A 24,400-nucleotide genomic window follows, 5' to 3' on the forward strand; every position below is an offset into this window, starting at 1 on the left:
CGATGCGTGTCGAGATCGAGAGTGAGACCCGGTTGTGGTTCGGCCCCGGGATGCCGGTGCGGGCCGCGTCGGCCATCGCGGCGTTCGGCGACGGCTGGCTCGTTGCCCAGGACGACGCCACCCACGCCGCCTGGCTGCGGCCCGGCGGGATCACCGCGGTCCGGGTGATCGCGGCGGTCGACGGCCACGAGACCTTCAGCTCGGCCGAGGGGACCAAACACCTGAAGCCGGACTTCGAGGCGGCGGTGGCCGTCGACGGCGGCGTGCTGCTGCTCGGCTCCGGCTCCACCGCGGCCCGGATGCGCGCCTCCCTGGTGACCGAGCCGGAAGCTTTCAGCACCGTCGACCTGACCCCGGCGTACCACCGGGTCGCCGCGGCGCTCGGGCTGGCGGTGGACCAGCTCAACCTGGAGGGCGCGGCGCGGATCGGCGACCGGCTGCGCTGGTTCCAGCGGGGCAACTCGGCGGCGGGCGTGCCGTCCGCGGCGGTCGACGTCGACCTGTCCGCCCTGCTCGCCGGGGAGCCGCCCGAGGTGAGCCGGCCCTGCCGCTACGACCTGGGCACGGTCGGCGGGGTGGCGCTGGCGGTCACCGACGCGGTGGCCCTGCCGGACGGCCGGCTGCTGGTGTCCGCCGCCGCGGAGGACACGCCGAACGCGGTGGACGACGGTCCGGTGGTCGGCGCCGCGATCGCCCTGCTCGACGACGAGCGGGTGCTCGCGGTGGCCGCGGTGCCCGGCGGGCCGTACAAGATCGAGGGGCTGGCTGTCCGCGCCGCCGGGCCGGGCGAGGCCGCGCTGGTCGCGGTCGTCGACGCCGACGACGCGCTCGCCGCCTCGAGCCGGCTCGACCTCCGGATCACCTGGTGATGGTCGGCGGCCCAGTGATGTCCGCACGGCCCAGTCATGTTCAGCGCGGCGCAACGAGGGAAGCAGGAGGACATGGCGACGATTTTGGTGACCGGATCCAGCGACGGCATCGGACGGCAGACGGCGAGCACGCTCGCGGCGGACGGGCACCGGGTGGTCCTGCACGCCCGCAACGAGGAACGCGCCGCGCAGGCCCTGGCCTCGGTGCCGCAGGCCGCTGCCGTGGTGCGCGGCGACCTGACCTCCCTGGCCGAGACGAGGGAACTGGCCGAGCAGGCGGCGGCGGTCGGGCCGTACGACGTGGTGATCCACAACGCCGGGGTGGGCGGGGGCCAGGACGCGCCGGTGCGCACCGGTGACGGCCTGGAACGCATCTTCCAGGTCAACGTGCTGGCGCCGTACGTGTTGACCGCCCTGATCCCCTGGCCGACGCGGCTGATCTACCTGACCTCCGGGCTGGAGTCCGGCGGTGTGCCGCGCCTCGACGACCTGCAGTGGCAGGGTCGCGCCTGGGACGGCATGCAGGCGTACAGCGACTCCAAGCTCTACGACGTCATGCTCGCCTTCGCAGTGGCCCGGCGCCGGCCGCAGACCCTGAGCAACGCCGTCGACCCCGGCTGGATCCGTACCCGGATGGGCGGGCCCGGCGCGACCGACGACCTGCCCGCCGGGGCCGAGACGCAGATCTGGTTGGCCACCAGCGACGCGCCGGCCGCCATGGTCACCGGCCGCTACTTCAAGCGCCGCCGTGACCTGCGGGCCAACCCGGCGGCGTACCGCGAGGAGCTGCAGGAGGAGCTGCTGGCCACCTGCGCCGAGCTGTCCGGGGTCAAGCTGCCGGAGTGAGCAGACGCCCGGCCGAGCGGACCCGGGCGCGGTGCCGGAGAATCATCGACCATGAGTGATCAAGCCGCCGCCCGGGTCCGCGACCTCGACATCGTCGTCTACGGGGCCACCGGCTTCGTCGGGGAGCTGGTGGCTGCCCACCTGGCCGGGCACGCGCCCGCCGGCACCCGGATCGCCCTGGCCGGGCGGTCCGCCGAGCGGCTGGAGGCCGTCCGGTCGCGCCTCCGGGTGGACTGGCCGCTGCTGGTGGCCGACTCGGGCGACGTCCCCGCCGTCGAGCGGCTCGCCGCCGCCGCGCACGTCGTGATCACCACCGTCGGCCCGTACGCGAAGTACGGCCGCGCCCTCGCGCACGCCTGCGCCGCGGCCGGCACCGACTACGTCGACCTGACCGGCGAGGTGATCTTCGCCCGGGCCAGCGCCGACGAGAACCACGAGCTGGCCCGCTCGACCGGCGCCCGGATCGTGCACTCCTGCGGCTTCGACTCGATCCCGTCGGACCTCGGGGTGCACGTGCTGTGGCAGCAGGTGCGGGCCGACGGCGCCGGCGAGCTCACCGACACCACGCTCGTGGTCACCAGCATCCGCGCCGGGATCAGCGGCGGCACGATCGACTCCATGCGGCACCAGCTGGACGTGGTCCGCCGGGACAGGGCGCTGCGGCGGCTGGTCGCGAGCCCGTACTCGCTGAGCCCGGCACCGGCCGACGAGCCGGATCTGGGCCGGCAGGAGGACATGGTGCTGCTGCGGGGCTCGGAGGTCGACCCGTCGCTGCGCGGCAGCCTGGGACCGTTCGTGATGGCGTCCTACAACTCGCGGGTCGTGCGTCGCACCAACGCCCTGCGGGGCCACGCGTACGGCCGGGCGTTCCGTTACCGCGAGGCGATGAGCACCGGCACCTCGCCGCTGTCGCCGGTGCTCGCCGCGGGCACCAAGGCCGGGCTCGGCGCGCTGGTCGTCGGCCTGTCCCTGCCGCCGACCCGGTTCCTGCTGGACCGGATCCTGCCCAAGCCCGGCGACGGGCCGGACGAGCGGACCCGCAAGCGGGGGCACTTCACCATGGACCTGTTCACCACGACCAGCACCGGCGCGCGCTACACGGCCCGGTTCCGGGCCAAGGGCGACCCCGGCTATCAGGCCACCGCGGTCATGCTCGGCGAGTCGGCGCTGGCCCTGGCGCTGGACCGCGCGGAGCTGCCGGAGACCGAGGGCGGCGTGCTGACGCCGGCCACCGGGATCGGTGACGCGCTGGTCAAGCGGCTGCGGGCCACGGGTATGGAGATCACCGCGCGGCGGCTCGGCGACTGAGTACTGTCCGATTTAGGTACTCGGGGTCGCCCGGCAGGCCGGGCCGGCGTTAGCGTCCGGGGATCGCCCGCAATGCCGCGTGGAGGTCCTGGATGCGCAGAGTCGCCCTCATCTCATCTGTCGTCATCGCTCTGGTGCTGGCCGCGGTCGCGCCCGCCGGCGCGCAACCCAGCCCGTTCCGGCCTGGCGCGCCGGGCATCGGTGACCCCTACTTCCCGCTGGCCGGCAACGGCGGTTACGACGTACGCCACTACGGCCTGGACATCAGATACACGCCGGCCACCGACGTGCTGGCCGGCACCGCCACGATCACCGCCCGCGCCACCCAGCACCTGTCGGCGTTCAACCTCGACTTCGACGGCCTGACCCTGCGGTCGCTGACCGTGGACGGTCGTCCGGCGGCCTGGCAGCGGGCCAACGGCGAGCTCACCGTCACCCCGCAGCGGGGCCTGCGCAAGGGCCGCACGTTCACCGTGGTGGCCCGCTACGACGGCGTGCCGCAGATCATCGCCGACCCCAACCTGGGCTCTTCCGGGGTCTTCACCACCGACGACGGCATGGTCATCGTCGGGCAGCCCGAGGTCGCGTCGACCTGGTTCCCGGTCAACGACCACCCCCTGGACAAGGCCTCCTTCACCACCCGGATCACCGCGCCGCGGGGCCTGGAGTCCATCTCGAACGGGGTGCTGGCCGGCACCAGCACCCGGCACGGCTGGACCACCACCACCTGGCACGCCCGCGAGCCGATGGCGCCGTACCTGGCCACCGCCACGGTCGGCGAGTATCGGGTGAAGAAGTACAAGAAGGCCGGCGTTGAGTACCTGGACGCGCTGGACCCGAAGCTGTTCACGCCGGCCGCGGCACCGCGCACCGGCACGCAGGTGGCGTTCACGCAGGACGGCGAGCCGGCGTACAAGCGGCTCACCCACACCGTCGACGTGCCCGCCGGCGGGGCGACGCTGAGCTTCCACGTCACCCGTGACACCGAGCCGGAGTGGGACTACTTCTTCGTCGAGGCGCACACCGCCGGGGCGGACGACTGGACCACCCTGCCGGACGCCAACGGGCACACCAGCTCGGAGACCGCGGCGCTCTGCTTCTACGGGCCGCAGCTGTACCCGTTCCTCACCCACTACCTGACCCCCGGCCCCGACGACACCTGCGCGGCGCCGGGCACCACCGGCACCTGGCACGCGGCGACCGGCAAGAGCGACGGCTACGAGGCGTGGACGATCGACCTTTCCGGGTACGCGGGCAAGCAGATCGAGGTGTCGCTGAGCTCGGTGAACGACGTCGCCGTGACCGAGGCGGGCGCCTTCGTCGACGACGTGGTGGTCTCCACCGGCCAGGGCACGACGTCCTTCGAGGCCGACGGTGACACCCTGGACGGCTGGGTCCCCGGCGGTCCCCCGCCCGGCAGCCCGGCCAACCCGAACACCTGGATCGCCGGCACGGTGGACCAGTTCCCGCCGACCGTCGGTGACCGGGCCGCGGGGTCGCTGGCCCGCGAGCCGGAGATCATCTCCTTCCTGGCCGAGAACTTCGGGCCGTACCCGTTCTCGGCCGCGGGCGGCATCGTGGACAGCTCGGAGAGGTTCGGCTTCGCACTGGAGAACCAGACCCGCCCGGTCTATGCCCAGGCGTTCTTCAGCAGCCCCGAGTCCGGCGACGCCGTCGTGGTGCACGAGCTGGCCCACCAGTGGTACGGCGACAGCCTGGCGGTGGCGAGGTGGCAGGACATCTGGCTCAACGAGGGCTTCGCGACGTACGCCGAGTGGCTGTGGAGCGCGCGCGAGAAGCACGGCACGGAGCAGGAGATCTTCGACGCCAACTACCAGGGCATCGAGGACCCGGAGTTCTGGGCGCTGCCGATCGGTGATCCCGGCCCGGATCACCTGTTCGACTTCCAGGTCTACCTGCGCGGCGCCATGACCCTGCACGCGCTGCGCATGGAGGTCGGCGACCAGGCCTTCTTCACCATCCTGCGGACGTGGGCCTCGACCCGGCGTGGGGACAGCGTCACCACGCCGGAGTTCATCGCCCTGGCCGAGCGGATCTCCGGCCGGTCCCTGGACGCGCTGTTCCAGGCCTGGCTGTTCAGCCCGACCCGGCCCGAGCTGGCGACGCCCCCGGCGAGCTCGGCGCGGACCGCGTTCGTTCCCGCCCCGATCCCCCGGCACCTGCGCCGCTGACCCGCCGGTCCCGCCCCCGCAGCACCGGGGGCGGGACCGGCCCCGGCGGGCGACGGGATGCATCCTCCACTGCCCGGCAAAATCTCCAAGTCGGCCCGCACACCGGCCTCCGGTGGTGATAGTGAGGGCATGACCACGGTGATCGCCCCGACTCAGCCTGCCCGCGGACGGCCGTCCTTCGCCGACCTCAGCGTCAACGTGAAGGTGCTCTCGGCCGTGGCCGTCGCCGCCCTGGTGGCCGTGATCGTCGGCATCAACGGCATCCGCTCGCTCAGCGACGCCAGCCACTCCGCGCAGCTCATCTACACCAGCAACGTGGCCAGCATCAACGCCGTGGGCGACCTCCGGACAGCGGTGACGCAGGCCCGCTCCGACCTCGCCAACCAGGCCCTGTCGCCGGACGCCGCCTCGGTCACCAAGTTCACCCAGGCGTTCATGAAGGATCTGGACCTGTTCTCCACCGCGATGGCGGCGTACCAGGCGAGCGGGCCGGCCGGGGACCCCGCGGTCATCGCCAAGGTGCAGACGACGTGGAACGCGTACACCAAGATCGCGCAGGAGGAGATGCTCCCGACCGGGGCCAAGAACGACTTCGTGACCTGGTCCAAGCTGCGCGACACCAAGACTCTGCCGTTGCTCATGTCGATCCTCGCCGACGTGAGCACGCTGGACCAGGCGGAGGTCAACGACGCGGCCCGCAACGCCGCCGCGGCGAAGTCGGGCTACGAGTCCAGCCGGACGACCGCGATCCTCACGCTGATCGTCGGGGTGCTGCTCGCCCTGGCTCTGGGCGCGCTGGTGGCCCGCCGCATCGTGCAGGCACTGACCAAGGTCAAGGGTGTCTGTGAGGCTCTCGCCGCCGGGGATCTGACCCGGACCGCCGGCCTGACCTCCCGTGACGAGCCGGGCCAGATGGGCCGGGCGCTCGACGCCGCCGTGGACCGGCTGCGCCGGACGGTGACCACGATCGACGGCTCCGCGGCCTCTCTGGCCAGCGCATCGGAGCAGATGACCGGCACAGCGACGCAGATCGCCGCCTCGGCGGAGGAGACCTCGACCCAGGCCCAGGCGGTCTCGGCCGCGGCCGAGGAGGTCTCTCGCAGTGTCGACACGGTGTCGGCCGGCAGCGAGGAGATGGGTGCGTCGATCCGGGAGATCTCCCAGAACGCCACCGAGGCCGCCCGCGTCGCCGAGGAAGCGGTCAGCGTCACCGCGGCGACCTCGGCCACGATGGGCAAGCTGGGCGAGTCGTCGGCCGAGATCGGCAACGTCATCAAGGTCATCACCTCGATCGCCGAGCAGACCAACCTGCTCGCCCTCAACGCCACCATCGAAGCGGCCCGCGCGGGCGAGATGGGTAAGGGTTTCGCGGTGGTGGCCTCGGAGGTCAAGGATCTGGCTCAGGAGACGGCCCGGGCGACCGAGGACATCTCCCGGCGGGTGCAGGCGATCCAGGCCGACACCAGCGGTGCGGTGCTGGCGATCGAGGAGATCAGTGCGGTGATCTCGCGGATCAGTGAGTTCCAGACGACCATCGCCTCGGCCGTGGAGGAACAGACCGCCACGACCGCAGAGATGAACCGCAGCGTGGCCGAGGCCGCCACCGGCAGTGGCGAGATCGCCCAGAACATCACCGGCGTCGCCGAAGCCGCCCGGCTGACGAGTCAGGGCGTCTCCGAGACGCAACAGGCGACCGCGGAGATGGCCCGGATGTCGACCGAGCTCAGCAGCCTGGTCGCCACCTTCCGCTACTGATCCGCGCAGGTCACGCAGGTGGTGGCGAACGGCCGGGCGGCGAGCCGCTCGGCCGGGATCGGCCGGCCGCAGCGTGCACAGCCGCCGTAGGTGCCGGCCGCCGAGCGGTCCAGCGCGTCGTCCAGGTCGGCGATGCGGCGCCGGCCCGCGGCGAGCAGGGCGGTGAGCTGCGCCCGCTCGAAGGCGATGGTGCTGCCCTCCGGGTCGTGCTCGTCGTCGGCGTTCGAGCTGCGGGAGGCCGCGAAGAGCTCGAGCAGCTCCTGGTCGAGCCGCTCCACCTGGGCCCGGGCCTCGGCCCGCAGGTGGCGCAGGGTGTCGTCGCGGTCCATCCCCCGACGATACGTTCCTTGACCGGGCCTAAGCTGCACTGCTGTGGATGACCTCGCGCACGCCCGGGTGCTCCGCGACCAGCTCGGGCCGACGTTCTGCCTGACCTACGTCAAGGACGCCGACGCCGCGACGGCCCTGCGCCGGCTGGGCGGATGTCCGGACACCATCCGCGAACGCATGCCCGCGGAGGTGACCGGGCAGCGGCAGCCCGCCGGAACCGAGCTCCCCGAGGTTGCCGTGGCCCTGGAGCTCGGCGCCTGGTCGGTGGTCATCGAGCCCGGCGGGATCCTCGGTGCCGACCACGGCCTGCTGGAGGCGGCCTCGCGAGGCAGCGCCGCGGTCTCGGTGCTGCGCCACGACGACGCTGCCGCGCACTTCGGCTACGCGGTCGACGGCACCACGATCATCGGCTTCGACCCGGGCTACCCGGCCGAGGAGACGGTGTGGGGCGCCGACCCGGGCATGCTGCGCCACCTGATGGACGCGCTGGGCCTGCGGGCGCCGACCGACGAGTACGAGCCCACCTGGCCGGACGCCGAGGCCCGGGCGATCGTGCTGGCCCAGCGGATCACCGGCGCCCGGCTCCCGGACCAGCCACTGTCAGCCGCCCGGATGTCGGCCGAGCTGGAGCCCTGGTTCGTCACCCCCGCCACCGCCGGAGACCTGCTGCGCGCCGGCCGGCGGACCCCGTACGCCGCGGAGCTGGTCACCGCCGCGGAGGCCGCCCCGCCGCAGCTGCAGCGATCCGTCGCGGTCGCGGAGGTACGCCGGCAGGCCACAGTCCTGGGCCTCGCGGACACCCCCGGCCTCCTGCCGGCCATCGCATCCGCCGACCCCGTGACACCGGACTCCCCGCTGGGCCGGCAGGTACGCGACTGGCTCGCCGCCGGCCGACGAGCGGGGCGCGACTCCGGGCTCCCCTGGTTCCTCGCCGCCCTGCGAGGCGTGCGGGACCCGGACCCCCGCGTGGCCCTGCTCGCCGCACTGAAGCCGTACGCGTCGGGCCTGCCCGGTCTCGCGGACGAGCAGGCCCGCACCGCGGTCCTCGCCGCCCTAGGCGACCAGGCTCGCTGACCGCCCGCTCAGCCGGGCGGTGATCGCGCGCAGCGCGGCGATGGTCTCCCTGTCCCGCTCCGCGTCGTCCTCGGTCGGCCAGGCACTGCACTTGACGATCACCACGTCGGCCGCCGGGTCGACGAACAGGTACTGCCCGTGCACGCCCAGCCCGGTGAAGGCCCCACCGTCCAGCGTCCACCACTGGTTGGCGTAGCCGTAATGGTCGTAGCCGCTGGGGCCGAGCGCCCCGATCGCCAGGTGCGCCACGTCGCGGACCCCGCTGCGGGCCACCCAGTCGCGGGGGACGATCTGCTCGCCGTCCAGCACACCGTCGTGGGCCATCAGCAGCCCGAGCCGGGCCACGTCCCGCGCGGTCGCGTTGAACGAGCCACCACCGATCGCCGTACGCGGCCGGGAGCGGGAGAGCCAGTAGTAGGCGTCGCGGTCGGCGCCGATCCTGCTCCACAGGCGGTCGGCGGCGTACCGGGCCAGGGACCTGCCGGTGGCGGCCTCGAGCACCCAGCCGATGAGCTGCGCGTCGAGGGTGGAGTAGTTGAACCGCTGCCCCGGCGCCCCGGAGCGCCGGGCCGACCGCAGCACGTCCTCGACGCTGCCGCGGCCCAGGCAGGCCTCCTCGAAGCGCTTGATGTCCGTGCCGGGCACGTCCCACTGCTCGATGTCGCCGACGCCGCTGCTCATCGCGAGCAGGTCGGCCAGGGTGGCGGACTCGTAGGCCGTACCGGCGAAGTCGGGCCGGTAGTCGATCACCGGGTCGGTCAGGGCGCCGATCGCGCCGTCGGCCAGGGCGATGCCGACCAGCATCGAGGTCAGCGACTTGGACAGGGAGAAGAGCTGGAAGCGGGCCCGCGGACCGGCGAAGGCACCGGGGTACGACTCGTGCACGAGCGCGCCGCGGTGCAGCACGACGAAGGCGGTGGTGAAGGTCCGGCGGTGCAGGTCGGCCAGACTCAGCTCGGCGCCGCCGAAGCTGTACGTCACGTCGAGCGGGCGGGACCGGCCCGGCAGCGGCCGGTGCACCGGGCCCCGGGCGACGCGCTCGGTGGGCAGCAGCCAGTTCATGTGGGTGAAGGTCCACTCGTTGAACGGGCGCCGCATGATCAGGTCGCCCTGGCGCTCCCACCAGGAGGAACTCGGCTGAAGGTGATGCTGGTCGATGACACTGGTCATAACAGCCCCCGCTGTCCGATCGACGGTGCGTACGCGTTACGTAACGCCTCGGACATGACTACGGAGTGGATCGGCGAATCGTTCGGCCCGATCGGATGACTTTTTCCCGGCCTGTCCCGGGCCGGATCAGCGGGACAGCGGGAGCACCACCCGGGACACGCCGAGTCGGACGCCGACCGTGGTGCCGGCCGGGTAGCGCAGCGTGTGGTCGCGTTCGGTGGAGATCAGCACGAGGCCGATCCGGTGCCCGGCCGCGAACACGTGGTCCTGGGTCTGCAGATTCCAGCTGAAGGTGTACGTCCTGCCGGCGCGCACCGGCGTGCTGCGCGCGGCGGAGAGCCGGTTGCGCACGTCGAGCCAGCCCCGGGTGACGATCTCCGAGTCGGTGCGCGTGGTCACGTACTCCCGGCGGTTGAAGCAGCCCGGATCCTCCGGGATGCCGGGCCCGACGCAGTCCTGCACCGGCAGCGACCGCAGCCCGGCGAAGCGGTCGGCGGGACCGTAGTCGACCAGCAGCGCGGTGAGGTACGGCGACGGGCCGTCCACGTCGGCCCGGATGGTGACCTTCGGCGTGCCGGAGAGCCGGGTCTCGCGGGCCAGCGGCTCGGACAGGTAGGCCAGCCTGTTCGGGTCGGTGGCGAACTCGTCGTCGGCCAGCTGCTCGGCGGTCTGGGCCGGATCGTCGACGAACGACTCGCGGGTGCCGAAGCCGGACGGCGTGCGGCTCAGCGTGCCGCCCACGCCGGGGAACATGGCGGTCGGCCGGGTGCCCGGCACGGGCCAGGAGCGGGCGGTACGCCAGACGGTCGGCGCGACCTCGACGTCGGCCATCGGCTCCCGCATGATGCCGGTGTCGATCCGGTAGAGCCAGTAGTCGAACCAGCGGTGCAGCGTGCTGAGCCATTCGGCCCGCCGCACGTTGAACGGGTCGGTGTGCGCGGCCTGGTGCAGCCAGATCTTGCGCGGCACGTGCCGCTTCGCGAGCGCGTCCCACCACTGCCCGGCCTGCGAGGTCCGCACGTTGTTGTCGTGCAACCCGTGCACCAGCAGCACACTGGCGCGCACCTTGTCCACGTCGCGCAGGTAGTCACGCTCGGCCCAGAAACGGTTGTAGTCGCCGGTGACCCGGTCCTGGTCACGTTCGATGGCGGCCATGACATCGGCGCAGACCTCGGGGTGCTCCCGGGTGAGCACCGCCTTGGCCAGCACGTCGGTGTCCTCACCCTGGAAGCCGCCCGGAGCCACGACCCCACCGTTGGCCCGGTAGTAGTCGTACCAGCTGGAGATGGCGGCGATGGGCACGATCGTCTCCAGCCCCCGCACCCCGGTGGCGGCGACGGCGTTGGGCAGCGTGCCGTTGTAGGACACGCCGATCATGCCGGTGCGCCCGGTCGACCAGCCGGCCCGTACGGGAGCGCCGGCCTCGTCGAAGGCGGCGGCCCGCCCGTTGAGCCAGTCGACGACGGCCTTCATGCCGAGTGTCTCGTTGCGGCCGCCGGAGGTGGGGCACCCGTCCGACCCGCCACTGCCGAGGCTGTCGGCGAAGACGACGGCGTAACCGCGGGGCACGAAGTAGTTGTCCAGGTAGCCGGCGAAGGTCACGGTCTCGGCCGCCCGGTCGGCGCCGGTCACCCCGCTGCGGCGCGCGCCGGCACCGTCCCGGTCGATGTCGTCATGATTCGGTACGTCGTTGAGCCCGGCGTAGTACGGACTGGCCTGGAAGACGACCGGCACGCGGCGCTCGGTCCGCGGCCGGATGATCCGTACGGCGACCCGGTCGGGCTGCCCGTCGGCGTCACTGTCCACCGTGGTCTGCACCCACACCCGCTCGCGTACGGCCTGGGTGTAGTCGTAGATCGGCTCGGTGCCGACGACGGGCGCGGCCTGCGCGACCGAGGCACCGGCGACCACCGTGAGCAGGGCGGTGCCGGCGGCCAGGGCACGCACCAGGAATCGGACGGATCGCATCGACGCACGCCTCCGGCACTCGGAACCAGATACCGGACCGACCTTATCGCCTTTGATCGATGTGTGGGGGGAGCGCGACCCGTTCCGGACGCGTCGCCAGTTCAAGCAGGAAACGCGACGTGGACATGTGGTAGGTGACCGAGAAACGCAGACTCTCGTCGAGGACCACGACCGGCCATTCCTTCGGTGTGCCGGATGCCGGCAGCCAGCACAGGTAGCCGCCGCCACGCAGCCGGCCCCAGGTGATCAAGCCGCCGGACTCGGGATGGATGGTGCCGATCGGTCCGCCACCGGCGGCGCGTAGCTCGGCCACCCGGTCGCCGAGCTGCTTCAGCTGCGCGAAGAAGCCGGTGGCGGAGCCGTCCGGCGCGGACACCGTCGCCGGCCCGACCGACACCGCGCCCAGCGTGTCGATCAGACGGAAGAAGTCCGGCGGTGTTGTTTTCCCGAGCCGAGCATCCACGGCGTCCCAGTCGACGGTGGACCTCGCCCCCGGCTCGATGAGCGCGGCGAGATCGGCGACGGCGTTCACCGGCTCGGCCAGCGGGGTGCGCACCTCACCCTCCAGCCAATAGCCGGCGCGCGGCCGCGCCCGGGTGGCGGGAGCGTGGGAGGACGGGTCACCGGCGGGCTTGAACGCGACGAACGTCGGTGGCTGGCGAGCCTCGGCGACATAGGCCAGCATCGGCACCTCGGACGGGACCGTGGTGATCGCACGCATGAACTCAGCGGTGCTCAAGCCGGTCACCTGCCATTTGATGAGCCGGCTGTCACAGACGACGACCGGCCACGCGTCCGGCGAGTCGCCGTCGGGCAGCCAGCAGATGACGTAGTCGAATCCGATCGTCGCCCACGGAACGACCCCGCCCGGGGCGGGAAAGAGGGGATACGGGAAACCCTTCTCCTCGGCGTCGTCACGAAGCAGGGCGGCGTATCCGCGCACCTCGGCGGCGTACGCGGCCGGATCCGCCTCGGCGGACGGATGCAGGACCTTGAGGAAGCTCTGGAACACACCCGGCGGGAACAGCGAGCACAGCTCCCGGAACTCCGCCGGGTGGCGCAGACCGATGGCCTGCTCGATCCCCGTCCACCCCAGTTCGGTGGGCGGTGCCACCCATCCCACGGCCTCGCGGAGGTCCTGCAGAGTACTCATGATCACGTCCGATTCTCGGTCAGGCACCGGGGGCCGGCTCGTCACCCCGGTGTATCGGTTCGACACGGTAGTGAACCGCCACGATCTTCGGGCCGAACCGCCTCGTGCCGGACCGCACGCCGGGATGCCAGAGTTCCCGGGTGACCTACGAACACGATCAGGAAGCCCGCCGCGAGGCCGCCGACCACGCTCTGAGCGAAGCCGATCTGCGGCAGCTGGCTGCCCAGGTCGCCGCCAAGCGGACACGCCCGGACGCCGATGCTGGCGCGGCCAGTCGATCCCGTTCGCTCCCGCGAACTGGGCCGGGCTGATCGACGGCATCACCGTCGCCCAGGCAGGGAAGATCTCCCGCGGCGAGGTCTTCGACATCGCGGCCCGGGGATCGGTGGTCGATGTCTTCACCGCGAGCTTCGTCTGGGGCAGCGGCCAGCGCGGGTACGGCCCGGCGTTCTTCACCGAGTTCCTCTACTTCACCACCCCGGGCGCCCTCATCCTGGACCACCGGCTGCCACCGCCGTGCATCGGCTGACGAAGATGCCGTTCCTGGTCACCTCGAAGGGCCGGCCCCGCGCCTGGAGTCCGTACCGCTATGCCGTCTATCTGCACTGGATGCACCAGACCGCGCACCGGCCGGCCATCGAGCCGGGTCTGCTCGAACTCACGCTCTTCGAACCTCCGCGACCGCTGACCGGGGTTGGTATCGACATGGATCGGACGGTCACAGAATCGGGCGGGCCGTGACCCGATCCTCGGAGGCAGCGATGGTCCACGCCCGCGCCGCCCTTCCAGGCCCCGCGCTGGTCCGGCTTCACACTGACCGGGCGCAGCGCCGAAAAGGTCGTGGTTCTCGGTGGGGGCATCGCCGGGCTGGCGTCCGCGTACGAGCTGGGCAAGGCCGGCTACGACTGCACGGTGCTGGAGTACCGCGGCCGCTGGTGGGGGAACGATCTGCGGATCTACGGCTTCCACGCCGACCCGGGGGCTGATCGTCGGCTACTACAACACGGCGCGAACGCCCGGGCTCAGTCATGAGGTGGCTTGGCAGCACGGGTCGTTCGTCTCGGCCCGTGCTGCCGTCACCGCCGTGCACCGCCGGGTGATGGCGGGCTGACCGGATGGCGGCCGGTCAGTCGTCGCACGCGATCTTGTTGCCGTCGGTGTCCAGCTTCTGCCGGTCCGCGGCAGCCACCTTCAGCTTCTTGAAACCGTGCTCGGCCAGCCAGGCGCACTTGTCCGTCGTGCCCGGCGGGAACGTCCACGGGACGCACTGGGTGACCTCGCCGTAGTTGTGGTCGCAGCCGTCCACGTTCGGCCGTACGTAATGCGTCTTGGTCGGGGACGGCAGCGGCTTGAGCGGCTTCACCCCCGGCTGGCCCGCGTAGTTCTGCACGAACGGCTCGGCCACCGGTTCGGCCGGGCCGCCGGCCGGCGCGTCCGGAGACGCCGGCACCGCGGGGGTGTCCGCGGCCGGCGGCACCGACGCCGCGACGGACGGTCCGGCGGCGAGGCCGGGCCAGCTGCTGTCGGTCGGCCGGGGGGCCGGCGCGGCCACCGGGGCAGCATCGCGCTCCCCCGGGGCCGCGACCAGCCAGATCCCGGCGGCCACGACGCCCAGCACGGCGAGCACGGCCAGCGCCAGCACGCTACGGCGGACGCGGCTCACTTGACCTGCACCCACTGGGCGACCGACGGGACGCCGTTGGTGCCGACCACGTAGAGCATGTACCAGCCGGGCGGGGCCAGGTTGGGGTTGCTCGTCAGGTTGAGGCCGATCGTGTTGCCGGTGACGGTCATCGGCAGGTCGACGTAGCGCTGGTTGGGGTCGCTGGAGTGGGTCACGGCCTCCGGGCGGATCAGCGAGGCCTTGAGGATCGGGCCGTCCACGGTGATCTGCTTGGTGGTGCCGTACGGCCACTGCGCCCCGGCCATGCTCAGGATCTGCGGGCGCCCGCCCTTGAACAGGTACGGCGGGGAGTAGACCGAGATGCGCATGTCGAACGTGCCGTCGCCGGGGTTGTCACCGACGGACATCACGCGCCCGTCCGGCAGCAGGAACGCCGAGGAGTGGTAGCCACGCGGCACCGGGTCGACGGCCATGTTCGGGGTGAAGGTGTTGGTGGCCGGGTTGAACATCGACGCCTCGTACACCGGGTCGGCCCGGTTGTGCAGCGCGCCGCCGGTCTCGAAGACCTTGCCGTCGGGCAGCAGCACCGCGGAGACGTACATCTTGCCCTGCGCGGCCGTCTGCGCGACCCCGCCGGTCAGCTTGCCGCTGGGCAGCAGCGGACCGGGCTTGTAGACCGGGGTGGCCTGCTTGAGGTCGATCAGGTCGGTGAGCCGGTTGGCGTCCGGGTTGCTGTCGATGTTGCCGCCGCCGATGGTCAGCACCCGCTGGTCCTGGGCCGGCGGCAGCAGCACGCTCATCGACTGGTCCCGCTCGTCCTTGTTCTGCAGGCCGGTGACGGGGGTGATGGTGTTGGCGTTGTAGTCGTAGATCGAGGAGCCGGTGCCGGGCAGGCCGTTGCCGAAGACGTGGCTGCCGGTGTAGAACAGCCGGCCGTCCTGCATCAGCACCATCGACGGGTACAGGCCCCAGAAGCTCCAGGTCTGGTTGGCCTCGTTGAGCCCGAGCCAGCGCTGCTCGCTGTTCTTGAAGTACTGCGTCGCGACGGTGCCGCCGGAGTCCTCGCCGAGACCACCGAGCGAGATGACGTCGCCGTTGCCCAGGACCGTGGCCGACGGGTACCAGGACCCGGCCGTCATGTCGTTGACCCTGGTGTACGCCATGGTGTCCGGGTCGAAGATGTAGGAGTCCTTCAGGCCCTTGTAGCCGTGGCTGCCGTCGGCGGCCGGGTAGTCCTTGTTGCCGCCCATGATCAGCACCCGGCCGTCGGCCAGCTGGACGTGGCCGGCGCAGAACAGGTCGGCCGGTGTGGCCACGTTGGCGAACGTGCCGGTGCGCGGGTTGTAGACCGCGGTCTTGAAGGTGCCGGCGGCGAAGGCGGCCGGGTCGTTGCCGGAGCCGGCCACCAGCAGCACGTTGCCGTTCTTGAGCACCACGGCGTGGATGCCGCGGACCGGCGAGTTGAACGGCATGACCTGCCAGGCGCCGGCCGTGCAGGCGGGACCCGCGCTGCACGAGGTGCCGGGCGCGGCCTGGGTGGCGTCCACCATCGCGTAGTCGTCGGTCTGCAGCGTGCCGACGCCATAGATGGTGACGCCCCAGACCACCTGGTCGGTGTTGGCGGGAACCGGCGGGGTACGGACCGTCTTCTGCTTCCAGGTGGTGCTGGTGGTCAGGGTGGCGAGGTCGGTCCAGTAGACCCAGCCCTGGGCCACGTCGTGCCGGAACATCGTCATGACCGTGTTCGGCGTGGTGGTCTTGTACCAGGCGGAGACGTCGTACTGGTGGCCCGGCGTGACGTTCGGCGCGCAGGACGGGTTCTCCAGCATCAGCGCCTTGCGGTCGCCGCTGGTGATGGCCGAGACGGTGACCTTCATGGCGTTCTTCCCGCTGTGCGGGGCGGTGTGGGTCACCTCGTACGTGTGGGTGCTGTCGCCCCAGCCGGACTGCTCCCAGCAGACCGGGAAGCCGGTGGAGTCGACGACCTCCAGGCCGGGGTTGCTCAGCAGGTTGGCACCCGCGAAGGACTTGCCGGGCACGGCCAGCACGAGCACCAGCGTCACGATGAGGACCTGGGCTATCCGGACCCGGTCACGCCGGCTCAGCAGGGGCAGGGGACGACGGTTCATGCGTTCTCCAAAGCGGTGGCCCTGGGCTTGGCCCGGTAGATGACCTTGTCGAGGATGAGGAAGCGCACGACGAAGGACGTCACGAGCGTCATCAGGTTGGCCACCAGCACGCCGACGTGCACACCGTCGACGAGCAGGGCCAGCAGCGGGATCCGCAGCAGCAGGTCGGCGTTGCCCATCAGGAAGAAACGGGAGAGCCGGCTCGCCAGGCTGCGGTGCCTGCGGTTGCGGTAGAGCAGGGTGTCGGTCAGGGCGAAGTTCCAACCGACCGCGATCATGTTGGCCAGCACGGCAGCCGCCAGGTAGTGCACCCCGGCCACGTGGGCCAGGAACCACAGCGCGAGCTGGTTGGGCAGCAGGCCGGACACCCCGATCAGGGCGAAGGCCAGCATCCGGGTGCGTTCCGCGCCGAAGCGCAGGATGGCCAGGTGCTTGAGGAAGCGCACACCCTCGGCCATCGTCGACTTGGACTCGCCCGCGTGCCGCTGCTGGAACGTGTACGGCACCTCGACGATGCGGCCGGGCCGGTTGCGGACCACCAGCTCCAGCAGCACCTTGTAGCCCAGCGGGCGCAGCTCGTCGACCTGCAGCGAGCTGGTACGCACCGCGAACAGCCCGCTCATCGGGTCGCTCACCTGCAGCAGCGAGTTCCGGAAGATCATCTTGGTGGCGAAGGTGGACCCGCCCGAGATGAACTTGCGGTAGCCGTCGGAGAGGCCGTCGGTGGTGCCGCCGCCCGCGTACCGGGTGCCGATCACCAGGTCGGCGCCGTCGCGCAGGCCCGCCGCGATCAGGTCCGGCACGATCTCCGGCGGGTGCTGCAGATCGGCGTCCATGACCACGATCCAGGCGCCCCGGGCCAGCCGCATGCCCTCGACGACCGCGCCGCCGAGACCGCCGGTGCTGTGCTCGCGGTGGTGCACCGTGACCGGGATCGGGCAGGTCTGCGCGGCAGCCCGGATCACGTCGGGGGTGTCGTCCGTGCTGTCGTCCACGAAGACGATCTCGGTGTCGCTCTCCGGCAGCACCGCGACGAGCCGTTCCAGCAGGGCCGCGATGTTGTCCCGCTCGTTGAAGGTGGGGATGACGACGGTCTGCCGCAGCGTCGTCGCCACCTGCACCTCGCCGATCGCGCCCGGCATCATCCGGACCCGGCCCGTCGAACGTCCTCCGGCAGTGAGTGTCATGGCTTCTCCTTGTCGATCCGGCGGATCTCGATGCGTCCGTCCTCGGGACCGAACGTCGCGATCGGCGTGGAGTTCGTGAGCAGCTTGGTCACCGTGGGCAGGGAGCCGGGGTCCTGGCGCAGGGCCGGGGTGGACACGATGTAGTCGACGTCGCGCCAGCCGTCGGGCAGCGTCTCGGCGACCGCGGTGTCGAGGTCGAGCTTGTAGAACCAGATGACCTTCTCGCGCTGGAAACCGGCGTCCACGCAGTCGATCCAGAGCACGTCGTCGACCACGATGGTGGCCCGCTCCGGGTCCGGCAGGTCGTTGCGCAGGTAGGTCGCCGCGGCCACGTACTGGGCGTTGTCGTCGGTGGTCAGGGCGCGGCGGTTGCCGTCGTACCAGCGGGGCAGCACCAGGGTCAGGGCCGTCACCGCCGCCACGCCGAGGATCGCCCAGCGCCACCAGGACCGCTGTGGCTTGAGCAGCCGTACGCCCTCGTCGGTCACGCCGGCGATGACGATGGCGAAGAAGGGCAGGATCTGCACCACGTACATGGCCGGCAGGTAGCCGCCGGGGCGCAGGGCGACCAGCGCCAGGATGGTCGCGGCGATCGCGGGCGCCCGCAGCCGCCGGACGGCCAGCGCGATCACCGTGGCCACGAGCCCGGCGGCCAGGATCACCGTGTCGTAGTAGAGCCACGAGGTGATCAGCGAGTGCGAGCCGGAACCCTCGTCGAAAACCGTGCCCGAGCCCGACCGCGACATGAGCTGGAACTGCCAGGCGCCGATGAGCGACACGTGCCCCTCGCCCGGGAACAGCTCACCGCGCAGCAGGGCGTAGAGCGGGTAGAAGACGCCGACCAGCACGATGCCGCTGGTGTAGCCGCCGAAGGCCCACGGCCGGGTGGACGTCTTGGCGGCGTTCTGCCACATCGCCACCAGCACCGCCGGGGCGGTGAGCAGCATCGTCTCCTTGGACAGCACCGACACCGCGGTCGCGGCTCCGGCGGCCGCGTAGTGCCACAGGTGCTTGCGCGGCGACAGGGCCAGGGCCAGCGCGGCGAGCATCCAGGCGACGGCGAAGCTGTCCAGGTAGATCTGCCGGTTCATGGTGATGGACAGCGGCGACAGCCCGAAGGTGAGCAGCGCGAGCGCGGCAGCCCAGCGGGAGAAGTCCAGCCGCCGGCTGATCACGTAGACCAGCACCAGGCTGGCCGCGACGACCGGCAGCATGGCGATCCGGCCGGCGGCCACGGCGATCAGGTCCGGGAAGAGCAGGGCCGGCAGCCAGGCCAGCCCGGCGAGCTGGATCCAGGCCAGCGGCGGGTGGTCGTACCAGTAGGTGTAGTGGGCCAGGCCCTGGCCGTTCTGCACCGCCCACGCCTGGGCGAGGTAGGTGCCCTCGTCGTCGGTGGCGGTCGGGAAGCCGGTGATGTTCCAGGCCATGAAGAACAGGACCACGGCCGCCAGCCCGCCGACCACGTACAGGTCGGTGCGCGAGCGCCGGACCGGCGCGGGCTTGGGCGCCGGCTGCACCGGTACGTCGGGCAGGATGATGACCTGGGTCGGCGCTTCGGCGATGCTCATGCGGCGACACCACTCTCGGCCTTGACGGGCTGCTTGGTCAGGTGCGCACCGGTGTGCGCGGTCAGTTCCCAGTTGCGCTTGCCGGTGTACTCACGCCAGACCGCCCGCAGTGCCGCCACCGCGAGCACCAGCGCGTACGGGAAGGCGCCGAGGATCAGCCGGGCGTAGTGGTGCCAGCGGGTGCGCAGGCCGTACTGGAGACCGAAGTCGCGCAGGCCGACCGTCTGGAAGACGAGGTTGGCGGCCATCGGGATGACCGGCACGAAGGTGATCAGCGCGACGAAGACCGGCAGCTGGGCCCAGATCGCGATGGCGATGCCGATCGGGATGACGATGCCCGAGAAGGCCTGCAGGAACGGCTGGGTGAGGGTGTAGCGCGCGAGCATCCGCTGGCCGAACTCCGGCAGCCGCCGCCACTCGCCCTTGCGGTAGACCTGCAGGAAGCCCTGGTTCCACCGGGTGCGCTGCTTGAGCAGCGACGTCAGGGTGCCCGGGGTCTCCTCCTTGGTCACGATCGCCGAGTCGTACGCGACCACGACCTTGGCGCCCCGGCTGGACAGCCGCACACCCAGGTCGCAGTCCTCGGCGAGGCAGGTGCCGTCCCAGCCGTTGGCCGCGCGCAGCACGTCGGTGCGGACGAAGACGGTGTTGCCGCCGAGCGGGATGAAGCCCTTGCGGGCGTGCAGGTGCAGCCGGCTGCGGAACCAGAAGAAGTACTCCAGGCAGTTGTGCAGGCTGTACCAGCTGGAGTGGAAGTTGATCAGCTGAACGCCGCCCTGCACCACGTCGGCGTCGGTGGACCGGAACGCGTGGTCCACGTGCTCCAGCAGCTGCGGGTGCACCTGGTCCTCGGCGTCGAAGACCCCGACCACGTCGCCGCGGCAGTACGGCAGCGCGGTGTTGAGCGCGCGCGGCTTGTTCTTCTGCTCGTTGGTGTCGGTCACCACGAGGATGCGCCCGGGCGCGGTGGCGGCCACCCGGTGGGCCACCTCGGCGGTCTCCGGGTCGTCGTGGCCGACGATCACGATGATCTCGAAGCCTTCGTGTGTGGACTCGAGCAGGCGCTGGACGGTGTGCTCCAGCACGGCCTGCTCGTGCCGCGCGGGCACCAGCAGGCTGAACGTCAGCCGGTGTTCCCCGTCCGGCGCGGCGAACCGGGTCGATGCGAGCGTCTCCGGCGTACGCCAGGCGTGCATCGTCCACCAGAGAGTCACCGCGGCGAAGCCCGCGAGCACCAACGAAACCACAATCATGACGGCGGCAGCCAAAACCCGTTGCCTTTCGGAATGTGGTGGGCCCCACCCCCACCAGCGGGCAAACAATAGCCCGCGGCACCAAGGTGATTTCAAGTCACCGGACAGTTTTTTCACAGCCGCATCCGGATCGTTGCCGAAAATGGCGGGTGCGCGAAACATCGCCTTCATTAATGACCCGGGAATGGCATGATCACGGTGCTGATTTCAAGCCGGGATCTGACATGACGGGATACGCGAGGGTATCAGCCGAATCGGCCCTCGACAGCAGCCGTGCGGAGACGTCCGTCGCTGCCGGAAGGACGAAGGTACTACACGTCTCCACCGAACGGGCGAGCGGGGTGGGCCGTTTCCTGGACTGCTGAGATCCGCGTCTCGTTTGACTGGAAGCGTTCCCACCTGCGGCTCGGTGCCAGCATTCGGGACCGCCACCGGTGGACGTCAGTTGAACAAGGGGTGAGGAATGGCTTTCCGGGGCCGCGCGCGAATAGCCATTCGCGGACCAGAATGGCAGGTCGCAAGCGGTGCGCGCCACGGCCGCGGCAGCCCTTCCCCGGACCGGCGCCCCGACCGCGGGCAAACCGTCGACCACGCAAATGTTTCCGGCGCGCTTCGGCCCGGAACCGCTCGTTCGACGCCACCGGGTAATGGCATGATCACGGTGCGCCCATGATGCCATTCCGGAATGCGCCGCGCCTCAACGGTCGTTAATGGAACGACGGCTGGTCAATCACTGCGGCCTCAGTGCACCGCGGCCCGAAGAGCGTTGGCCGCGATCGCGTCGATGATGCGGGGCCACAATGCGCGGGGCAGGTCGTGCCCCATGCCCTCGATGACGACCAGGTCGGCCCCCGGCACAGCGGCGGCGGTCGCCTCGCCACCGGTGACGGTGATCAGCGGGTCGTCGGCACCGTGGACGACCACAGTGGGTGCGGTCACCCCGCGCAGGCCGGCGGTCCGGTCCGGCGAGGCGATGATCGCGGCGTACTGCCGCAGCGTGCCCAGCGGGTTGTAGGCCCGGTCGTACTTGGCCTCCGCCCGGCGCAGCAACTCGTCCTCCGGCGCGGGGAAGCCCGGCGACCCGACGATGCGTGCCGCCGAGACGGCGGCGGCCACCGCGGTGGCCCGGTCGGGCGCCGGCGCCCGGCCCAGGACCGCCGCAGCCTCCGGCGTGGCCCGGCCCACCGACCTCTCCCCGGTCGTCGACATGATGGAGCAGAGGCTGGCCACCCGCTCCGGATGGTCGATCGTGACCTGCTGGGCGATCATGCCGGTCATGGAGGCGCCGACGACGTGCGCCCGCCGCAGACCGAGGGCGTCCAGCAGCCCGGTCGCGTCCCGGGCCAGGTCCGCGAGCAGGTACGGCACCGTCGCGCGGTCCCCCGCCACGATCGCCCGCACGTCCGGCACCCCCCACTCGGGCCGGCTCGCCGACAGCCCGGAGTCACGGTTGTCGAAGCGGACCACGAAGAAGCCCCGGCCGGCGAGCTGCTCGCAGAACTCCTGCGGCCAGTCGATCAGCTGCGCGCCCAGCCCCATGACCAGCAGCAGGGCCGGGCCGGCCGGGTCGCCGAGGGTCTCGTAGTACAGCTCGATGCCGTTGGCCTGCACGTCGGGCACGGTGGGGTCCTCTCGTCGCGGCCCGGCGCGGACGCACCCGGGCACTGACGATGATGGATGAAGTGGGTCCCCGCTGCTACCCGGCCACCACGGTAGGCAAACCGTGGAAGTCGGGCTGGGCCACGGGCCGGCCGAAGTGGTAGCCCTGGGCCAGCCGGTAGCCGAGGCGGTGCAGTTCGGTGGCTTGTTCGGCGGTTTCGACGCCTTCGGCGACGGCGGTGAGGCCGAGGCCGTCGGCGACCTGGATGAGGGCGGTGGCGATGACGGCGTGCCGGCCGGCCATGGTGATGGTGTCGACGAAGCTCTTGTCGACTTTGAGGGTGTCGACGGGCACGGTCTGCAGCAGGCCGAGCGAGGAGTGGCCGGTGCCGAAGTCGTCGAGGGCGATGCGTACGCCGAGCTGGTGCAGGTCCTTGACGGTCTGCACGCTCTGCCCGCCGCCGAAGACCGCCGTCTCGGTCACCTCGACGACGAGGTGGTGAGCGGGAAGGCCGGTACCGGCCAGCGTGTGGGCGACGAGGTCGGCGAAGCCCGGTTCGGCGAGCTGGCGGGCCGAGACGTTGACGCTGACCCGGCGGGGCGCGGCGGCGCCGTGGGTGTGCTGCCACGTGACGGCCTGGGCGCAGGCGGTGGTGAGGATCCAGGCGCCGAGCTCGACGATCAGGCCGTTCTGCTCGGCCACGGGGATGAAGTCGGCCGGGTTGACGAGGCCGCGCTCGGGGTGGTGCCAGCGGATGAGGGCTTCGACGGCGACGACGCGGGCGTCGGGCAGCGAGACGATGGGCTGGTAGACGAGGCGGAACTGGCCGGTGTCCAGCGCCGTACGCATCTCCGCCCCGAGCCGGGCCTCCGCACCGGCCTCGTCGTCGAGGCAGGGGGCGTAGCGGCGCTGCCGGTCACCGTCGGCCTTGGCCGCGTACATCGCGACGTCGGCGCGGCGCAGCAGCTCCATCGGGTCGCCGGTGCCGTCCGCGCCCGCGACGCCGACACCGGCGCCGATCAGCAGCTCGTGCTCGCCGGCCTGCACCGGGACCCGCAGCGCGGCGCAGACCCGCTCCACGAGCGCGTCGCCCTCGGCGTCCGTGGCGTCCGGCGCCAGCACGGCGAACTCGTCCCCGCCCATCCGGGCCACCAGGTCACCCGGGTGCAGACCGGCCACCAGCCGGCCGGCCACGGCGATCAGCAGCCGGTCGCCGACGGTGTGGCCGAGGCGGTCGTTGACCGCCTTGAAGCCGGTCAGGTCCAGCATCGCCACCTGCGGGGAACCGGTGGCCAGGGCCTCGCGGACCCGCTGCTCGAACAGGCGCCGGTTGGCCAGCCCGGTCAGCTCGTCGTGCATCGCCAGCACCTCGAGCTGCGCGGCCTGGCTCTGCACCTGGGCCACGAAGCCCGACATCCGCAGCAGCACGAGCAGGAACAGCAGCACGGCGCCGAGACCGATGGCCAGCCAGCTGACCGGCCGGTGCCCGCTGCTGCCCTGGACGAAAAGCACCGCCGGGACGATCAGCGTCGCGCAGGTGAGCACGGCGAGCCGGCCCTTGCCGAAACGTTCCGCGAGCTCGCGGACCGGCGGCGCGCTCACCGACGGGTGCAGCGCCGCGCCGGCCCAGTAGACGTAGGCGATGAGGAACCCGACGTAGATCACGTCGCCGGCGCCCGGCAGCGCTCCCGGCAGCAGCGTGAAGATGACGTTGGAGGCCAGCGTCGCCACACTGCCGATGATCAGCAGCCAGTGGCTGGGCGTGGGGTGGGCGGCCCGGGTCGCCAGCCGGGCCACCACGGCGATCATCAGCACGCTGGCGGTCGGGTAGCCGACCGTGGCGAGACGGGCGAGCAGCGGGGTGGCCGGGTCGGCCAGGATCGGGCCGATTACGAAGATCCAGTAGACCAGGCCCAGGCCGGCCGCGATGATCAGCGTGTCGACCAGGCCCGCCAGCGGGCGCTGGCGGTGGCTGCGGGCCAGGCCGTAGAGACCGGCGATGAGCGGCACGTACGCGCTGAGATAGAACGCGTCGGCCCATGACGGGTACGGCAGCGCGGGCAGCACCAGGCCGCTCACCGAGTACGCGATGTCACCCAGCACCCACAGCACCAGGCTGGCCAGCACGACGTACCAGCAGCGGGCCGCGGCGGGCCGGTTGCGCCGGATCCCGATGATCGTGACCAGCAGCGCCGCGAGGCCGACGGCCCAGGAGATCACTCCCTGCACGGCGTCGGAGGGCACCAACGGATAAGCCAGGCACACGAGGGTTCCCGCGCCCATCCAGAGCGACCACCAGCGGTCGACGCGTCCCGTCAGCACTCCCCGTCAATCGGTCGGCCCGGGCCCGACCTGAGGTTCCCGGCGCTCCCGG

At 71.7% G+C, this 24,400-nt stretch carries 21 protein-coding genes and 1 pseudogene; 11 read left to right on the forward strand and 11 right to left on the reverse strand.

What is annotated here, in order from left to right; translation table 11 throughout:
* The first annotated feature begins 2 nt into the window (after positions 1–2).
* The 5 genes from ACZ6S4_RS06630 (at position 3) to ACZ6S4_RS06650 (ending at position 6,970) form a co-directional block, all read left to right on the forward strand.
* Entirely contained in the window at positions 3–869 is an 867-nt protein-coding gene (locus tag ACZ6S4_RS06630; RefSeq protein WP_465473931.1) for a DUF6910 family protein, read from the forward strand.
* A 72-nt stretch (positions 870–941) separates the two neighbouring features.
* On the forward strand, positions 942–1,715 hold the full coding sequence (locus ACZ6S4_RS06635; protein ID WP_465473932.1) for an SDR family NAD(P)-dependent oxidoreductase: 774 nt from the start codon (positions 942–944) through the stop codon (positions 1,713–1,715).
* A gap of 51 nt (positions 1,716–1,766) precedes the next feature.
* The gene (locus ACZ6S4_RS06640; RefSeq protein WP_465473933.1) at positions 1,767–3,023 is read left to right on the forward strand and encodes a saccharopine dehydrogenase family protein; all 1,257 of its coding nucleotides are present in this window, start codon (positions 1,767–1,769) and stop codon (positions 3,021–3,023) included.
* A gap of 92 nt (positions 3,024–3,115) precedes the next feature.
* Positions 3,116–5,215: a M1 family metallopeptidase gene (locus ACZ6S4_RS06645; protein WP_465473934.1), complete on the forward strand. Its 2,100-nt coding sequence runs from the start codon at positions 3,116–3,118 to the stop codon at positions 5,213–5,215.
* 129 nt (positions 5,216–5,344) lie between these two features.
* Positions 5,345–6,970, forward strand: coding sequence for a methyl-accepting chemotaxis protein (locus ACZ6S4_RS06650; RefSeq protein WP_465473935.1), 1,626 nt, complete (start codon positions 5,345–5,347; stop codon positions 6,968–6,970).
* Here ACZ6S4_RS06650 and ACZ6S4_RS06655 read toward each other — a convergent pair.
* Complete coding sequence (locus tag ACZ6S4_RS06655) at positions 6,964–7,299, reverse strand: TraR/DksA family transcriptional regulator (RefSeq protein ID WP_465473936.1); 336 nt, start codon at positions 7,297–7,299, stop codon at positions 6,964–6,966. The genes ACZ6S4_RS06650 and ACZ6S4_RS06655 overlap by 7 nt on opposite strands.
* Positions 7,300–7,342: 43 nt before the next feature.
* On the opposite strand from ACZ6S4_RS06655, the gene ACZ6S4_RS06660 reads away from it, so the two are divergent.
* On the forward strand, positions 7,343–8,374 hold the full coding sequence (locus ACZ6S4_RS06660) for a DUF6461 domain-containing protein (protein WP_465473937.1): 1,032 nt from the start codon (positions 7,343–7,345) through the stop codon (positions 8,372–8,374).
* Here ACZ6S4_RS06660 and ACZ6S4_RS06665 read toward each other — a convergent pair.
* The 3 genes from ACZ6S4_RS06665 to ACZ6S4_RS06675 all read right to left on the reverse strand — a co-directional run bounded on the left by ACZ6S4_RS06665 (position 8,354) and on the right by ACZ6S4_RS06675 (position 12,665).
* Complete coding sequence (locus ACZ6S4_RS06665) at positions 8,354–9,544, reverse strand: serine hydrolase domain-containing protein (protein ID WP_465473938.1); 1,191 nt, start codon at positions 9,542–9,544, stop codon at positions 8,354–8,356. The two genes, ACZ6S4_RS06660 and ACZ6S4_RS06665, sit on opposite strands and share 21 nt — an antisense overlap.
* Positions 9,545–9,670: 126 nt before the next feature.
* Positions 9,671–11,512 (reverse strand): Xaa-Pro dipeptidyl-peptidase, encoded by a 1,842-nt coding sequence (locus tag ACZ6S4_RS06670; RefSeq protein WP_465473939.1) that lies wholly within the window; start codon positions 11,510–11,512, stop codon positions 9,671–9,673.
* 43 nt (positions 11,513–11,555) lie between these two features.
* Entirely contained in the window at positions 11,556–12,665 is a 1,110-nt protein-coding gene (locus ACZ6S4_RS06675) for a hypothetical protein (protein WP_465473940.1), read from the reverse strand.
* A gap of 140 nt (positions 12,666–12,805) precedes the next feature.
* Here ACZ6S4_RS06675 and ACZ6S4_RS06680 point away from each other — a divergent pair, with 140 nt between their 5' ends.
* The 5 genes and pseudogenes from ACZ6S4_RS06680 to ACZ6S4_RS06700 all read left to right on the forward strand — a co-directional run bounded on the left by ACZ6S4_RS06680 (position 12,806) and on the right by ACZ6S4_RS06700 (position 13,697).
* The gene (locus tag ACZ6S4_RS06680; protein WP_465474154.1) at positions 12,806–12,976 is read left to right on the forward strand and encodes a hypothetical protein; all 171 of its coding nucleotides are present in this window, start codon (positions 12,806–12,808) and stop codon (positions 12,974–12,976) included.
* A gap of 8 nt (positions 12,977–12,984) precedes the next feature.
* Positions 12,985–13,050, forward strand: a pseudogene (locus ACZ6S4_RS06685) (hypothetical protein); the annotation flags it as partial.
* A complete protein-coding gene (locus ACZ6S4_RS06690; RefSeq protein WP_465474155.1) occupies positions 13,051–13,194 on the forward strand; it encodes a hypothetical protein in 144 nt (47 codons plus the stop codon). It abuts the pseudogene before it with no gap.
* Positions 13,195–13,199: 5 nt separating this feature from the next.
* A complete protein-coding gene (locus ACZ6S4_RS06695; RefSeq protein ID WP_465473941.1) occupies positions 13,200–13,406 on the forward strand; it encodes a hypothetical protein in 207 nt (68 codons plus the stop codon).
* 99 nt (positions 13,407–13,505) lie between these two features.
* Positions 13,506–13,697 (forward strand): FAD-dependent oxidoreductase, encoded by a 192-nt coding sequence (locus tag ACZ6S4_RS06700; RefSeq protein WP_465473942.1) that lies wholly within the window; start codon positions 13,506–13,508, stop codon positions 13,695–13,697.
* Positions 13,698–13,791: 94 nt separating this feature from the next.
* Here ACZ6S4_RS06700 and ACZ6S4_RS06705 read toward each other — a convergent pair whose 3' ends face one another.
* The 7 genes from ACZ6S4_RS06705 to ACZ6S4_RS06735 all read right to left on the reverse strand — a co-directional run bounded on the left by ACZ6S4_RS06705 (position 13,792) and on the right by ACZ6S4_RS06735 (position 24,348).
* Entirely contained in the window at positions 13,792–14,328 is a 537-nt protein-coding gene (locus tag ACZ6S4_RS06705) for a hypothetical protein (protein WP_465473943.1), read from the reverse strand.
* Positions 14,325–16,418: a galactose oxidase-like domain-containing protein gene (locus ACZ6S4_RS06710; RefSeq protein WP_465473944.1), complete on the reverse strand. Its 2,094-nt coding sequence runs from the start codon at positions 16,416–16,418 to the stop codon at positions 14,325–14,327. Before ACZ6S4_RS06710 ends, ACZ6S4_RS06705 begins: the two co-directional genes overlap by 4 nt.
* Positions 16,415–17,605, reverse strand: coding sequence for a glycosyltransferase (locus ACZ6S4_RS06715; RefSeq protein WP_465473945.1), 1,191 nt, complete (start codon positions 17,603–17,605; stop codon positions 16,415–16,417). Before ACZ6S4_RS06715 ends, ACZ6S4_RS06710 begins: the two co-directional genes overlap by 4 nt.
* Positions 17,602–19,173, reverse strand: a complete 1,572-nt coding sequence (locus tag ACZ6S4_RS06720) for an ArnT family glycosyltransferase (RefSeq protein ID WP_465473946.1) — start codon at positions 19,171–19,173, stop codon at positions 17,602–17,604. Before ACZ6S4_RS06720 ends, ACZ6S4_RS06715 begins: the two co-directional genes overlap by 4 nt.
* The gene (locus ACZ6S4_RS06725; protein ID WP_360543001.1) at positions 19,170–20,426 is read right to left on the reverse strand and encodes a glycosyltransferase; all 1,257 of its coding nucleotides are present in this window, start codon (positions 20,424–20,426) and stop codon (positions 19,170–19,172) included. The genes ACZ6S4_RS06720 and ACZ6S4_RS06725 overlap by 4 nt, the downstream gene beginning before the upstream one ends.
* A 741-nt stretch (positions 20,427–21,167) precedes the next feature.
* Complete coding sequence (locus ACZ6S4_RS06730) at positions 21,168–22,046, reverse strand: alpha/beta fold hydrolase (RefSeq protein WP_465473947.1); 879 nt, start codon at positions 22,044–22,046, stop codon at positions 21,168–21,170.
* 76 nt (positions 22,047–22,122) lie between these two features.
* Positions 22,123–24,348, reverse strand: coding sequence for a putative bifunctional diguanylate cyclase/phosphodiesterase (locus ACZ6S4_RS06735; RefSeq protein WP_465473948.1), 2,226 nt, complete (start codon positions 24,346–24,348; stop codon positions 22,123–22,125).
* Positions 24,349–24,400: the final 52 nt, after the last annotated feature.

Source organism: Actinoplanes sp. NPDC051405 (assembly GCF_055586185.1).